Raw genomic sequence first — 16,091 nt, 5'->3', positions numbered from 1 at the left:
CATTCCCACCCAATTCTCAGCACAACGAATTAGGAAATTGTCTGGTTTTTATGACCTGTGCTCGATGTGCTATATCGTTTCCCACCCTCCTTTCACTTCCCCATGATTGACACGCTTGCCATCAGCACCCAGCCTACTGCTGCTACACGCCTGCCTGAAGTAGATTTTGCTACCCTCGAATTTGGTAAAACTTTCGCCGACCATATGCTGGTGGTGGACTACCAAAACGGTGAATGGCAGGAACCGCATATTGTGCCATACGGCGACATCTCCGTTAGCCCTGCCAATTCAGCTCTGCATTATGGCCAAGCCATTTTCGAGGGCATGAAAGCCTATAAAAACCAGCAGGGCGAAATTTTCATGTTTCGCCCCTACGACAACTTTCATCGGCTGAATAGCTCCGCAGACCGCATGTGCATGCCTCGCGTTCCGGAGGAAGTCTTTATGCAGGGTTTGGTGCAGTTGCTCCGTCTAGATGCAGAGTGGATTCCCAGCTTTGATGGCAGCGCGCTGTACATCCGCCCTTTCATGTTTGCTACCGATGGTATGTTGGGTGTACGTCCTTCGGAGTCGTACCGCTTTATGATTATTACCTGCCCCGTAGGCTTGTACTACAGCAAACCATTACGCGTGCGCTTCGAGGAAAAATACGTACGCTCGGCCGAAGGTGGTGCTGGATACGCTAAAAATGCTGGCAATTACGGCGCCGCCATGTATCCAACCAAAATGGCTCAGCAGGAAGGGTACAACCAGCTAATCTGGACTGATGCCTCTGAGCACAAGTACGTAGAGGAATCGGGTACTATGAATGCCATTTTCGTAATTGAGGGGCGCGTAATCACTCCCGCACTCAGCACTTCCATACTAGATGGCATTACACGCCGCAGCGTCCTACAGCTTGCCCGCGATTGGGGTATGACCGTAGAAGAGCGTAAAGTATCAGCTTTAGAAGTACTAGAAGCCCAAGCTAACGGTACCTTGCAGGAAGCCTTCGGTGTAGGAACTGCCGCCACCATTGCGCCTATTGCAAGCATTGGCCATCAAGGTGAGGACTACGCATTGCCTACTCCTCCCGCCGATTCTTTCTCAAACCGGGTTTCTGCAGCCTTAGCGGCAATCCGCAGCGGTGCGGCACCTGATACACACGGCTGGATGGTACGCGTGTAATAGAAGTAATTTAGGCACACCGCCAAAAACGAAGCCGGCTCTTATGAGACCGGCTTCGTTTTTTATGAGGACCTTTGCCTCATCACGCATTTTGTTCTTATTCGTTCACATTTATTGTCCCCCATGACACACGAGCAGGTGAAGGACTTGAAGGGCCGCGCTGAGGCCCTGAGGAGGTATCTTTGACTACGATAACCGTAAAGCCCAAGTAGTAGCCACTGAACAGCAAACTACTGCCCCTGGCTTCTGGGATGATTCTAAGAAGGCAGAAGCGACCATGAAGGAAATCAAGTCCATAAAAGTATGGACCGATGATTTTGAAACGGTTGAAAAGGCTGTTGGCGATGTAGAGGTACTGTACGACTTCTACCGGGAGGGCGACGTCACGGAGCAGGAGATGCTACAGGAGTTCGATACAGCCCAACAAGCTGTGGAACGCCTTGAGTTTAAACGCATGCTCTCCGATGAGGAAGACCAGTTGTCCGCCATCATTGAAATAAATCCAGGAGCTGGCGGTACAGAAAGCCAAGACTGGGCCGAAATGCTCATGCGCATGTATATCATGTGGGGTGAGAAGCAAGGTTTCACAGTCCGGCAGGTTAGCTATCAACCAGGCGAAGGCGCTGGTATCAAATCTGCTTCCTTGGAAATAGATGGGCAGTTTGCCTACGGCTACCTAAAGAGCGAAATCGGGGTTCACCGCCTCGTGCGTATCTCTCCTTTTGACAGCAGCGGACGTCGCCACACGTCATTTGCCTCTGTATTCGCCTACCCAGTAGTCGACGACACGATTAACATTCAGATTAACCCTGCTGACATCTCTTGGGATACCTTCCGAGCTGGTGGTGCTGGTGGCCAGAATGTGAACAAGGTAGAAACGGCTGTACGTCTCACGCACGCCCCATCCGGCATCATCATCGCCGTGCAGATCGAGCGCAGCCAGCTCATGAACAAGGAGCACGCGCTACGTATGCTCAAGTCGCGCCTCTATCAGATTGAGATGGACAAGCGTCATGCGGAGCGAGCAGTAGTGGAAGCAGGCAAGAAGCGTATTGACTTTGGCTCCCAGATTCGCAACTACGTTTTGCACCCTTATAAACTGATTAAAGACCTTCGTACCGGCATTGAACGCACTGATGTGCAGAACGTACTGGATGGGGATTTAGAAGAGTACATCAAAGGCTATTTGATGCAGAACTAAAATCTAGCTGGATCTGGAGGAAACAAAAGGGGCTGCCAAAATTGGCAGCCCCTTTTGTTTAGACCTGAGATGAATTAAAATTTATCCCAGAAAATTCTCGAATCTACATTGTCACCACCAATAGCAGCAGCAGCAGCACTGTTGTTAGCAGCGTTGAGATTTTGCTCTACTACAGGATAGAAGAAACGACGCGGAATGTTCGATAGCGCTTGATCTGGTTTTGTTAAAACCGGGTAGTCTAAGCGACGATATTCACGGTACGAGTCAGTTGGCTGGCCATATAGTGCAATCCACTTCTGGACACCAATCTTTTCCTTAAAGGTAGCGCCACTAGCAGCGTTCGAATAATTTACTGTCGGTTGGGCCAAGTAAGCAGTAGCTTGACCCTGAGTACCACCCCACTCCAAGATAGACGCGGTTACAGCAGCATCGTAATGTGACTTAGCGCTACCAGTAGCACCCAAACCGCGCTCAACTGCTTCGGCTTGTAAGAACTCTACCTGTGAGTACGATAGTAGAACACCTGGGAAAGTAGGGCTCTCTAATGCAGCACCTGGTGCAGAGAATGACTCGTAGCTGTTGTTCGAACCGTATTCACCTCCTACATACTTTCCATCACGAGTCTGGAAGTATACATTCAGACGTGGATCATTCAGCGTAGTCAGCTTGTTAATGAAGAAGCTTGTGCCGACAAAATCGTTACGACCGCTCTGTACTAAATCTTCGAACAGAGGATTCGTGTTTGGATTGGCAGTCTGGAAAGCAATCTGAGCATTATCTTCATTCGAAGTGAATAGCTTGCCCTGCACTTCCTTTACCATCGTGCCAGCCTTAGCAGCATCAACCTCAGAAATGGTAAGAGCTAAACGCAGCTTTAGAGAATTAGCAAACTGAGCGAAATGAGCTACATCACCACCGTAGATTAGATCTGCAGATCCAAGCCCTTCAGCAGAAGTATCGAACTTGCCGATGGCAGTATTCAACCGAGTAATCAAGTCGCTGTAGATAACAGCATCATCATCATACTTGGGCTGTGGTCTGGCAAAATCTAGTGCCTCTGAATAGGGAACATCACCAAACGCGTCTACCAAAGTAGCCCATGCGTATACCTCTAACACCTCAATTGCAGCAAGCTGGTTAGCTCTTACAGCTGGTGCGAAGGTTGGGTCGGTATTGGCATTGATGATGGTTCTTGCTTCCTGCAGATCGCGCAACACATCACGATATATTGCCGACCAAAATCCACCATTGATATTACGAGTCTTGATGTCGTAAATACTCTCGTCGAAATAGGTAGTTTCAGCCCAATACTGCGTATACAGGCGGAAAGGGTTCAAGTTTACACTAGGACTAACTACTGTGCGAGCCAAGCTGCGTTCAGCGCTCGAGACAAGAGTAGTAGCAGGAACTTCGCCTGCTTGAGGACGCTTAGGGTCAATATTGTAATCATCCAGCGTGTCGACGCAAGAGGTGGCAAGCACCATCGCCGGCAGAATGAAGAGAAGTGATTTTTTCATTAGTACAGTGAATTAGAAGCTTAAGCGGATGTTACCACCAAACGAACGGATGGCAGGGAAAGATCCTGAAGAGTACCCTTGGCCCAAGTTACCTGAGCTCAGTGCATCTTCTGGGTCGGCATCCGGCAGATTCTTGGAGATAATCCACAGATTGCGTCCTACCAGCGAAAGGTCAACACCTTTGAAAGCACCTATTTTAGACACAATAGAAGTAGGAATGGAATAGGTTAGTGTAACCTCACGAAGCTTCACGAAGCTAGCGTCGTATACGAAACCAGCAGCAGGATTACGTAGGTAACCGTACAAGCCGTAGTTCGTGTTGCTTACCCGACGCGTGTTCGGTGTGCCATCTGCCAAAACACCTGGCAGGATCACACCACCACCGTTTGCGATTGTGTTACGTGAAGGATTACCCAAGTCATTTAGTCCAGCCGTTTCCGGAGTTAGACCAGTAGCTTGACCGTAGTAACGGTCCAATGAGAAGACATCACCGCCCTGGCGTACATCAACCAAGAAATACAGGGACAAGCCTTTGTAAGCCAAGGTATTTGATACACCACCCGTCCAATCTGGGTTAGGATTACCAATCACTTCATTGGAGGTAGCAGACTGAGCGTAATATCCGTTGGCTCCTACTACTTTTTGGCCGTTCTGGTAAACATAATTTGATCCGCGGATAGAGCCGAAAGCTTCACCGACTGTTGCATTGGAGCTTACACCGCCTTGGTAGCTAGCCAATACAATGTTAGGCACGCCCTCGTACAGTGAGATTACTTCGTTGCGGTTTCGAGTCCAGTTAGCGTTCAATGTCCATGAGAAGTCCGCATTTTTTATGGGCGACACAAAGGCCGAAACTTCTACACCACGGTTACGAACCTCACCTGAGTTTACATAACGGGAGTTATATCCAGTAGCAGTGGAAAGCGTAACTGGAATGATCTGGTCCTGCGTATTCTGTTGATACACAGTCAGGTCAAAACCCAGGCGGCTACGCAGGAAGTTCATTTCCAAACCAGCTTCTGCGCTTTTCGTGCGCTCGGGCTTCAAGTCAGGATTATTTTTGGTACCAGACACCGAGTATAGAGCGTTACCATTGAAGGTTGACACCTTGGTATACACATCGAATACTGACAGCGCAGTAGCACCTTGACCTACTTCTGCATAGTTCGCACGCACCTTACCGTAAGACAGCCACGAAACGTCCTTCAGCAGTTCAGAAAACACGAAACCACCTGCCACAGAAGGATAAACAAATGTATTATTCTTAGCTGGCAGTGTAGTTGACTTGTCACGGCGGGCTGTCAAGTCAAGAAACAGCATCTCCTTAAAGCCAAGTGTAGCACTGGCAAAAATACCGTCAACACCGATCTGGGTCTCGTTCTCGGTAGGAGGTAGAGGGTCACTTACCGAGTTGGTCAAAGAGTACAAATCGGGTACTACCAGACCGCCGTTAGTAGCGGCGTAGATGCTGCTAACATACTGACGACGCAAGTTAGCACCAATCAAACCGCGCAAGCTGAACGACTCAGTAACGTTCTTAGAGAAGTTACCAATCAGATCGTAGTTATACTCGCGTGAAGTACGGTTGTAACGGTTATAGCTAGAAAGACCAACACTACCAATAGCGTTACGCTCCTCCTGGATTTCATCGTATGAGTCAGCAGTAACTCGGCCCAAGATGTTGAACCAGTCTGCTACTTTGTAGGTAGCAGTTACGTTACCAAAGAAACGGTTACGGCTATCGGTTTCGTAGTTCTTGTATCGAACCCAATAGGGGTTATTCCAATAAATAGGAGATAGATCAGAAGGGCTAGAGTAATTCCAGGTCCTATTCTGTCCCGTCCGTTCAAACGCTTCTTTTTGCTCCTTTATGTCAACATTGGTTTGCCACCACTGACGGAAGTTCGTCATCACGTTGCCATCTCCATATCCGGTGCCGTAACGACCTTTACCATCTACACGAGTGTAGTTAATAGAAGCAGTCGTAGTTAGCTTGGGCGTTAGGTTGAGCGAACCAGCAAAATTGACAATATTCTTGTTTACTTCGCTGTTCTCCAGAACACCTTTATCCCGGATGTTATTATAGCCTAACTTGAAGTATCCATTTTCATTGCCGCCATCAATAGAAACGCTATTGTTTAACGTCAATGCTGTTTTGAAGAATTCTTCAGGGCCATTCTTACCTGCTACCCAAGGAGTAGCTTGATTGTACGTAGGCGAGGTAGGATCAAATGAACCCCACTGATAGACGTTGAGATTGGGGTCGAACGCCGCACCATAAGAAGCATCTTCCGACAGCGGTGTAACTAAGTCATTAACACCATCACCATTGATATCCCGGTCAAGAAAATATGGGTTATCGGCAGGGTTGTTGCTGTTATCAATATAATAACGGCCATACCCTGCTCCATATTCCTTCTGGTACTTGATAAAGGTCTTCTTATCAATACGCCCAGCGGTAGCGCCGAGGTTAACTGTTACCCCTAGACCTTTGCGGCCCTTTTTGGTAGTAATCAGAATAACCCCGTTGGCGGCACGTTCACCATATAGTGCAGTGGCAGCGGCGCCTTTCAGGACAGTGGTTGATGCAATATCGTCTGGGTTGATATCCGCGGCTGCGTTACCGTAGTCGTAGCCACCCCGGCCTGTTTGCTGATCAGTAGAGTTCGTGTTAGCATTGCTGATCGGCACACCATCTACCACAAACAGCGGCTGGTTGTTACCAAACAGTGACTTAGTACCACGAATCAACACGTTGGTAGAACCACCCAATGAGTTGCTCTGACGGATCTGAACACCAGCAACTTTACCAGAAAGGCCGTTGATGAAGTTAGGGTTACGTGCTTTTGTAATGTTCTCGCCTTCAACTTGCGTTGCAGAGTAAGGCAATGAGTTACGAGTTCTTTCGACGTTTTGAGCCGTTACTACTACTTCACCCAATTGCTTGGTATCAGGAGCCAACCCAATATCTATTGAAGTGGCATCACCGATTGGCCGTTCTATCGATATAAAACCAATAGAAGTAAATGTGAGGGTAGTAACAGAAGAAGGTACTGACAACGTGTAAGTGCCATCCGAGTTAGTTGACACACCGTTGCTGGTACCCTTAGCTAGAACCGTAACGCCGGGCAAACCTTGACCCGTCGTACGATCTGTTACTCTACCCGAAATCTGGCGATTCTGCGCGGCCGCCTGCTGCAACAGCACGGGCGCGGTCAGAAGCGCACTCAATAAAATTTTCCGCATTTGAGTGTGAGTGAGTGAAGTTTGTTAATAGAAGTTCGAAATTATTCAAAAAAGTGTGCTCAACCAACAGATACTCTGTACACAATCAATTAGTACATTGCTCAAAGGTCCTGGAACCGCAATTTAGAAAAAAATTCTAGTCATTAGAATTATCTACCTAACAGTGCTTGAAACAGTATCAAAACCAAGCACGTGTCATTAGCTACAGCATCAAGCCCGTAAGCAGCCCCTTTCGGCTTAAACTAATCAATTGTCAATCATCGCGTTACGCCTAAGCGTGCATCACTATAATCCATTATAAAATATACGATTTAATATAAATAGGCCACTTTTAATGTAATAATGTTAATTTATAACAGTTATTATTGAAATATAATAATTACTGACGTATATTATTGATTACTACATAATACACCTTGTACATCAGCATTGTCAACTAAAGATCACAAGAATCAAGACCTCTATATACTAATGCGTGGCCTAAAAGTCTTTACATCGCGAAGCCTATGTATCTATTAAGATATTCTTCCTGGATTTAAAGGGTATTAGGATAGTATTCTCACGTTATACTATGAATAATATACAACTGTATAACTATATAAATCTATTAGAATCATATAATTAAGTTCATAAGATCCAAGATTGTGTAAGTGAATTTTTACACAAAACGCTCTTATCCCAACTGGTAGTATTGAACGAAGCAGCAAACACATGTATTCAGGCTAAGATTCTCATTTGTTTAACATTATGCTGTTTCATAGCTGTGCTACCACCGGAATTACACAAAACGATATATCAATACTTCATATAAATATATTTATACTAGAAAACACAATGATTATAAACTCCATTTTTTTTGATGATTTATTTGACAACAATCCATATTTTGGTACTTAGTATTGAAAGAAGTATTCGACTTCTTTGTTCTGATCATCATTACAAATTTCACCTAATGCATTTTCACATGCGCAGAATTTTACTTTCGTTCATACCATTAACTGTGATAAGTGCAACACAGTTGATGGCTCAGACTCGGCAGGTATCAGGTCGTGTAACTGATCGTAGCACAGGGGATGGACTACCAGGAGTAACCGTGTTATTAAAAGGTACATCTAATGGAGTATCTACTAATAGTGATGGTTCTTTCACTTTAACCACCCCCACTGATGGAGGAACACTTGTTTTCACTTCCGTTGGCTATATCTCCATTGAACAACCAATTGGCTCGAGCAATCAGGTCAACGTTGGAATGAGCACAGACACTAAGCAACTTAGCGAAGTGGTGGTAACTGGTTATGGAGAGCAATCAAAAGCACTTATAACAGGAGCAGTTGCATCTATTGATGCCAAACAATTCGCTGATCAACCCGTGGCTGGCATTGATCAAGTGTTGCAAGGTCGAGCAGCCGGTGTACAAGTCACAGCTAACTCCGGTACACCTGGTGGTGGCATTGCTGTACGTATTCGCGGGAACAACTCGATTTCGGCGAGCAGCGACCCATTGTATGTGATTGATGGCGTTCCAATTAACAGTGGTAGCTATTCTAATATTGGTGTTGGCAACCAGCAACTAAATGCTTTATCAGATATTAACCCCAACGATATTGCATCAATTCAAATATTGAAAGACGCTGCTGCTGCCGCTATTTACGGCTCGCGGGCTGCCAACGGAGTAGTACTTGTAACTACTAAACGGGGACAAACGGGGAAGACCAAGATTACACTTGATGTATATCAAGGAGCACAGCAAACCGTAAACAAGCTTGACGTATTGAATGGGCAAGAAGCACAAGATTTAATAAATGAAGCGCGAACAAACGTAGGCCTTGCTCCTAGGTATGTAACCGCAAATCCTACTTCAACCCAATCACTATTTACTGGCGCTAGTACCAATTGGCAGGATGAAATATTTCGTACTGCCCGCATCGGAAACTACACTCTTACCGCTTCAGGAGGCGATGCTCGCACACGCTTCTTGATTTCAGGAACTTACTTCGATCAAGAAGGAACTATCAAAGGATCCGACTTTAAGCGTGGTAGTGTCCGCTTGAATATCGATAATAAGATATCGGATCGGGCGCGCATAGGTTTAAATGTTACTGGATCTCGTTCTCTAAATAACCGAATCCAGAATGACAATAATATTTACGGAGTACTTAGTACAGCTATCCTCTTAGGATCCCAAACCCCTATATACAATGCGGATGGGACTTTCGCCCGCGACCCATATTCGTCGGTTGAAAACCCATTAGCTGCTGCAAGCCTTTCGATACAAGAAGCACGCAATAACCGCATGATTGGTAACGTCTTTGCTGAACTAGATATTCTCAAGGACCTGCGTTTTCGAACTTCATTAGGTGCGGATTACCTAAATTTAAAAGAAGATCGTTTTGTACCAAGCACTCTTTTGCAAGGTGCGGGTAGTAACGGCTTAGGGAACTCTAATAGCCGTTACGATGTAAGCTGGCTGACAGAAAATACGCTTACTTACAATAAATCTTTTGGCGACCACAACCTAACATTATTGTTAGGCCAAAGCGCACAGAAGTCAACTCAGGAAGGTATTACTACCACAGTAAGTGGCTTTGCCACTAATAAGATTACACGCTTAGCTGCAGGTTCTGTTCGAACAGAAGCTTCTTCTGACGGTACTCTTTGGACACTACTCTCATATTTTGCTCGAGCGAATTATGACTACAAGGGACGGTACATTCTAGCGGCTTCAGTCCGCCGAGATGGCTCATCTCGATTTGGTGTTGACAACAAATGGGGTTATTTCCCAGCCGTTTCTGGTAGCTGGCGTGTATCAGAGGAGGATTTTTTCCAGAAGGACATCGTAAGTGAGCTTAAGCTAAGAGCGGGCTATGGCCAGACAGGTAACTTTGAAATAGGCAACTTCGCTTCTCGCAACTTATATGGCGTAGGGGCTGGCAACTTAGCAAACTACAACCAAGTCTCCGGATTAGTACCGACCCAGATTGGTGTTAATGATCTAAGTTGGGAGAAACAGCATGAAATCAACGTAGGTGTTGACTTGGGTTTCATAAATAACCGCATTTTGTTCTCTGCCAATGCTTTTCATCGCAAATCGAATGAATTGTTGCTTAACCGCCCTCTGCCGTTGACTTCTGGTTTTCTCTCCGTAACGCAGAACGTAGGGGCACTAGAAAACAAAGGACTTGAGTTTGAACTTACCACTCAAAACGTTAGCACTGACAATTTCACTTGGACTTCGAATTTTAACATCTCGTTGATCCGTAATAAAGTAACTGAACTTGTAAATGATGCACCATTTCTGTCAGGTTTTGCCAACCAAGTCCGGGAAGGTCACTCACTAGGTTCTTTTTACGGATACGTAGTAGATCGTATTTACCAGACCCAAGCTGAGATTACGGCAGATACAGAAGCTGCTCGAGCCAAAACAGGACGGGCTACGGCTGTGTATCAATCAGGTTCAGCACCGGGCGATATTCGCTTCAAAGACCTCAATGGAGATGGTCTAATAACAGGTGATGATCAAAAAATCATAGGCACGGCTCAGCCAAAGTTCTTTGGTGGATTCAATAACCAATTGACCTTCAAAGGATTTGACTTGGCCTTTTTCTTCCAGTTTCAATACGGAAACGAGATATATAATAACACGCGAGCCTTTGCAGAAGGGATGAATGCACAATTCGGTCAGTTGGCCTCAGTACGAGACCGTTGGACAGCAGCTAACCCGAGCACTACCTTCCCACGTGCAGCGTGGACGGATCCGAATAACAACCGCCGTACCTCTGATCGTTTTCTTGAAGATGGTTCGTATGCTCGCTTGAAGACGCTTACGTTAGGATATAATATTCCAGCGGGCGCTACACGCATACTGCACCTACAAACTGCTCGGGTGTATGTTTCGGGGCAGAACCTACTCACTTTCACCAACTACTCCGGTCTTGATCCAGAAATCAACACGTTCAGCGGTAGCAATACGGCTTTAGGCACAGATTTCTTGACTTTCCCCCAATCACGTACTGTGCAGGTTGGAGTGAACCTAGGTATTTAACTTTTGAGAATTCGTCATATGAAATTCCGTTCTAAACTTTCCACCATTGCAACTTTAGGCCTTCTAGCTTTCAGTGCTAGCAGCTGCTCTGACTTTTTAGATCCTACTCCACAAGTTTCAGTTGACCGTAATGATGTGTTTACTGATGCTGCAGGTGCACGAGGTGCTATTGTAGGTGTGTATGGGGCATTAACTAGTGCTGATTACCTGGGCCTTTATTACCCGTTATTGGCTGATTTAGCTGCCGATAACCTCGCTCATACAGGCACGTTTCCACAACTAGCACAAGTAAAAACCCGAAATATAATTTCAGATAACGTAACACTAACGAACGTTTATTATGCTATTTACCGGGCTATTAATCGCGCTAACAACGTTATCGCTAACGTTCCGAATGTAACTGGCTTATCGGATGCGGAAAAAAATTCTATTATAGCAGAAGCGTTGTTCATCAGAGCATATTGCCACTTTGATGTAACCCGCTTCTGGGGCGACGCTGCGCTTTCGTTGACACCTACTTCCACACCTGATAACTCACTTTTTGTATCGCGCAGCACTAAGGAGCAGGTTTACGCACAAGTTATAGCAGATCTTACTCAAGCACTGCCCAACTTGCCTGACACTGGGACAGGACGCGCTACTAAATCAGCTGCACAGGCCTTAATTGCTCGTGTACAATTGTATGCTGGCAAATGGAAGGAAGCAGAAACTGCTGCCGACCTAATTATTTCAAGCAACCGCTTTCAGCTTACGCCTAGCTACGCAACAAATTTCACATCTGAGAATAGCACTGAGTCAATTTTGGAAGTGCAATTCGATGCTAATACTCAAAGCCAATTCGCTTTCTTCAATTTACCTACTGCCAATGGTGGAAGAAATGAAGTAAATCCAATTGGTCCAGGCAGCACTCTGACTACTTCTTACGAGACAGGTGATACCCGTCGTAATGCAACAATATCGGACGGTACTACCATTATAAGCAATCGTGCTGTAGTTGCGGGTACAGGTATCAAGTACAAAGACCCTGGTACTGGTACTGATAACTATAAGATGTTCCGGTTTGCTGAGATTCTGTTGATAGGTGCCGAAGCAAAAGCTCAATTACAAGATATTACTGGCTCTCTTGCTTTGCTGAACCGTGTACGTACGCGTGCTGGCCTGCCCATTATTGCGGCTACTGGTCTTAACCAAGCAGGTTTGCTAGCTGCAATTGCACAGGAAAGACGAATAGAGTTAGCATTAGAAGGGCACCGCTGGTTTGACCTAGTTCGTACTAATCAAGCTCAAACAGTACTTGGCATAGCTGATCCAACCCGTTTACTGTTTCCGATTCCACTACGAGAAATTCAGAACAATCCGAATATGAAGCAGAATACCGGCTACTAACTGTTTATAATGTATGAAAAAGCCCTTGCTAATTGGCAAGGGCTTTTTTGTATTTATAACATGCTGACACGCACAACTACCTCAGAACCTAGATCTCCTTGTAGCCACTTTATAATAGTACCGGCTACTACTTTAGGTTCTACTAGTTGACCATTAGAATGAAGCCCAGAAAATCTTTCAGCCTCACTGAAGCTTTGTTTGTCTGCCTCGCGGATATGTTCCTGCATTACTGTATCAATTACTCCCGGAGCTAAGCTGCGAATACGGATACCGTTGGCACGCAGGTCCTGTTCTTTTTGAGCTACTTGACTAAGCATATCCAAAGCTGCTTTGGAAGCACAGTAAGCCCCCCAACCATCAACAGCACGTTGAGCTGCGCCACTACTTATGTTAAGAATAGTACGGGTGCTACTTCCTCCAGAGTAAGCACTCAAGAAGGTATTCATAAGCATGGCAGGAGCCACTACGTTTACGTCAAACACAAATTCGAAGTGTTCGTTTTGGTGTTCTCCTAAGTAGGCTATATCACCAAGCACACCTGCGTTATTAATCAGGGTTATACTTTCTGCATCTGGCCATTTAGGGAATACTTTGTGCAGGTTGTTCTGCACGGCCAGCATATCGGATAGGTCGAGAGGCTGGTGCGTATAACGTGGATGCTCAATAGTAGCATGACGTGATACCCCAAGTACGGCTGTGTTTTCTTGCTGAAGTACGTTTTCTGCTAGTGCTTTCCCTAGCCCTCGGCTAGCGCCCGTGATGATGTAGTAGTGCATGTATTGATGATGGGGTGAGGTGATATCCAATACGTCATAAAATAAAAACGGGCAGCTTAGGCTGCCCGTTTTTATTTTATGACGCGTAAGCTCGCATCACAGGATATATTGACTCAAGTCTCGATTACGGACCATGTCGCGCAGGCGCTCTTCTACCAATTCGCGGGTTATCAGCACTTGCGCATTGGGTCCGATTTGATCGGGGACATCGAATAAAATCTCGTTTAGTAGCCGACTCATTACCGTATGCAGCCGACGGGCCCCGATGTTTTCTACTTCGGAGTTTACCTCGAAGGCTATTTCCGCTATACGTTCCAGAGCCGAGTCATCAAAGCTCAGCGACACGTTTTCCGCTTGCAGCAAGGCTTCATATTGTTTGGTTAGAGCATTTTTTGGATCCTTGAGAATCCGATAAAAATCGTCTTTGGTGAGGCTTTGTAGCTCTACGCGGATTGGGAACCGTCCTTGTAATTCCGGGATTAGATCCGAGGGCTTGGCTACATGGAAAGCGCCAGCAGCAATAAACAGGATGTGGTCGGTGTGGATGATGCCATACTTAGTACTCACCGCTGAACCTTCTACCACAGGAAGCAGATCGCGCTGCACACCTTCCCGGCTCACGTCGGGTCCACCACCGCCTTTTCCGCTACGGCTAGCAACCTTGTCAATCTCATCAATGAAGATGATGCCGGCATTTTCAGCATGACGAATGGCTTCGTCCTTTACCTCATCCATGTCGATGAGCTTAGCGGCTTCCTCGTCCAGCAAAATCTTACGGGCTTCGGCAATTGTTACCCTACGTTTGCGAGTCTTCTTCGGTATCATAGACCCGAGCATGTCCTGCAAGCCTGCCATTGAAGCTTCGTCGATGCCAGCGGGGCCACCAATGACCCCGATACCGGGAGAATTATTTTGCTGTACTCGGATGTCGATTTTACGCTCATCCATCTCGCCATTGCGGATTTTCTCCCGAAAACGCTCCCGGGTCCGTTCGTTTAGCTCATGGTCGGCGTCAGGCAGGTAGTTACTATCACCCGTGCCAAACCCTACATTTGGTTTGACAGCCCCTACCCCACCCGTTACGGAGGAATAAGAGCATCCAGAATTACATCCTCAACAGCCTGGGCGGCCTGGGCTTTCACTTCTTCTTTTCGGCGCTGGCGGACCATATTCACTGATTGCTCGACTAGGTCGCGTACCATACTTTCTACATCGCGACCTACGTACCCGACTTCCGTAAATTTGGAGGCTTCTACCTTAGTGAAAGGAGCACCGGAAATACTAGCCAGCCGACGAGCAATTTCAGTTTTGCCCACGCCCGTGGAGCCAATCATGAGAATATTGTTGGGAACAATTTCCCGCTGCATCTCAATGGGGGCGTGCAACCGACGCCAGCGGTTACGTAGCGCAATGGCAACATGGCGCTTGGCTTCGTGCTGGCCAATAATGTACTTATCAAGTTCGGCCACAATTTGGGCCGGAGTCAGAAACTCAGCGGAATCTAGCATAGGGGAGCAATAGGAAAGAGGGAAACAGATAATACGGTATATCTGAACCAGAGAATAAAAGTTTGCGCTACTTGCGCGAAAATAGGAATATCACGCTAGTCCAATACTAGCTCTACTTGTCTTTCTTGAATAGCGACTGTAGGTTTCGGGCCACGGTAAAATAGTTGGCCGAACCTGAAGCGTGATACCCGGCGTGGGTATAATCCAGCTGGAACTGGCTGATCCGCAGCATAACACCAAAGGAGAAGCCCGCGCCCCCAGCCGTGTTGTCTAAGCGTAACTCACGCCGCTGCAAATGATTGTAGCCCATCCGTACATGGAGATTTTTGCTCAACAAAAACTCCCCTCCTACCACGAAGTGCCGGGCAATTTTATCGCCCAAGGTTTTCTTGGATTTCACTTCATTCCCGAACTCATCTAGTTGCCCCCGCTGATTTGGGTCGAGGTAAACAATATCAAGTTGCTGCAGATGATGGGCTGAAAACGAAAATCGCAAGGGCAAATGTTCGGGCTTGAATGAGGTGCCAATTTGCACGTCCAATGGCATTGGTTCCCGTCCGGCCCCTTCATAGGGCTTGAGTTGGTAGCCCGCATTACGTACTACCAACCCTACCGTAAAGTCTTTCTCTGGATGCTTGAAGAGGCCTCCAACATCGGCCAGCGTAGCAATTGAGTGGTTGCCACTAATGCCTGACACGCCAATCTTGAGCGTGCCGCCGATGGTGAAACTTCCGCTAGTATACGAGTCTGAGACGCTCAGGGCATATTCGTTCACGGAGAATTCGCCGAGGCTATTGCCAGCAATATCTACCTGCTCAAACTTACCGTAATTCAAATACGTTAGGCCCACCCCAAAACGCCCGTAGCGTTCTGTATTGAACACGTACGCGGCAGTGCTTTGCTTGATATCGGCTAAGTAGTCCACATAGCCCAGAGCCAGCCTGCCATCCATGTCGGCGTTAAGCAGGGCTGGGTTACCATACATCATGGTCCCATCGGCGTCGCGGGAAGATACATTGACCCCTCCCAAACCGGCTAACTTGGCGCTTACGGGCAGATTTAGATAGGAAAAGGCTTGCTGCCCCCCAATTTGGGCTACTGCGGGTACTGCACCCGCCCCAACGATACTACCCAGTATAAGAACAGCAACTTGAGGGCGTAACAGTCTAATCATCGGTCTAAGATAAGGTGAAACCAGCGGGCATAGGACGTCAGCAGTTTGGGTTTTATATACAGTACCGAGCGCAA

General features: G+C 46.7%; 8 protein-coding genes and 1 pseudogene. 4 read left to right on the top strand and 5 right to left on the bottom strand.

The window, feature by feature from the left end; genetic code table 11:
• Positions 1-102 precede the first annotated feature (102 nt).
• Positions 103-1,167 carry a branched-chain amino acid aminotransferase gene (locus VI25_RS02070; RefSeq protein ID WP_045687848.1) on the top strand — a complete coding sequence of 355 codons (1,065 nt, stop codon included), beginning with the start codon at positions 103-105 and terminating at the stop codon, positions 1,165-1,167.
• Between the two features lie 123 nt (positions 1,168-1,290).
• A protein-coding gene (gene prfB, locus VI25_RS02065; RefSeq protein WP_179225456.1) for a peptide chain release factor 2 occupies positions 1,291-2,368 on the top strand; the annotation gives its coding sequence in 2 pieces (ribosomal slippage) (positions 1,291-1,350 and positions 1,352-2,368; 1,077 coding nt in all).
• 74 nt (positions 2,369-2,442) lie between these two features.
• On the opposite strand, the gene VI25_RS02060 is transcribed toward prfB, so the two are convergent.
• On the bottom strand, positions 2,443-3,885 hold the full coding sequence (locus tag VI25_RS02060; RefSeq protein WP_045687850.1) for a SusD/RagB family nutrient-binding outer membrane lipoprotein: 1,443 nt from the start codon (positions 3,883-3,885) through the stop codon (positions 2,443-2,445).
• A 12-nt stretch (positions 3,886-3,897) separates the two neighbouring features.
• A complete protein-coding gene (locus VI25_RS02055) occupies positions 3,898-7,131 on the bottom strand; it encodes a SusC/RagA family TonB-linked outer membrane protein (RefSeq protein ID WP_055562219.1) in 3,234 nt (1,077 codons plus the stop codon).
• A gap of 859 nt (positions 7,132-7,990) precedes the next feature.
• Here VI25_RS02055 and VI25_RS02050 point away from each other — a divergent pair.
• A complete protein-coding gene (locus VI25_RS02050; protein WP_082455361.1) occupies positions 7,991-11,173 on the top strand; it encodes a SusC/RagA family TonB-linked outer membrane protein in 3,183 nt (1,060 codons plus the stop codon).
• An 18-nt stretch (positions 11,174-11,191) separates the two neighbouring features.
• Positions 11,192-12,559, top strand: coding sequence for a RagB/SusD family nutrient uptake outer membrane protein (locus tag VI25_RS02045; RefSeq protein ID WP_045687851.1), 1,368 nt, complete (start codon positions 11,192-11,194; stop codon positions 12,557-12,559).
• Positions 12,560-12,612: 53 nt separating this feature from the next.
• Here VI25_RS02045 and VI25_RS02040 read toward each other — a convergent pair whose 3' ends face one another.
• The 3 genes and pseudogenes from VI25_RS02040 to porQ form a co-directional block, all read right to left on the bottom strand.
• Positions 12,613-13,335, bottom strand: a complete 723-nt coding sequence (locus tag VI25_RS02040) for an SDR family NAD(P)-dependent oxidoreductase (protein WP_045687852.1) — start codon at positions 13,333-13,335, stop codon at positions 12,613-12,615.
• Between the two features lie 96 nt (positions 13,336-13,431).
• Positions 13,432-14,843 (bottom strand): annotated as a pseudogene (hslU, locus tag VI25_RS02035) (ATP-dependent protease ATPase subunit HslU).
• 112 nt (positions 14,844-14,955) lie between these two features.
• Entirely contained in the window at positions 14,956-16,017 is a 1,062-nt protein-coding gene (porQ, locus tag VI25_RS02030; protein ID WP_045687853.1) for a type IX secretion system protein PorQ, read from the bottom strand.
• Between the last annotated feature and the right edge of the window lie 74 nt (positions 16,018-16,091).

It is taken from the genome of Hymenobacter sp. AT01-02 (assembly GCF_000961955.2).
GTDB classification, from domain to species: domain Bacteria; phylum Bacteroidota; class Bacteroidia; order Cytophagales; family Hymenobacteraceae; genus Hymenobacter; species Hymenobacter mucosus.
The sequence above is the reverse complement of the archived record's forward strand: the minus strand, read 5'-3'. Positions and strand labels throughout refer to the sequence as shown.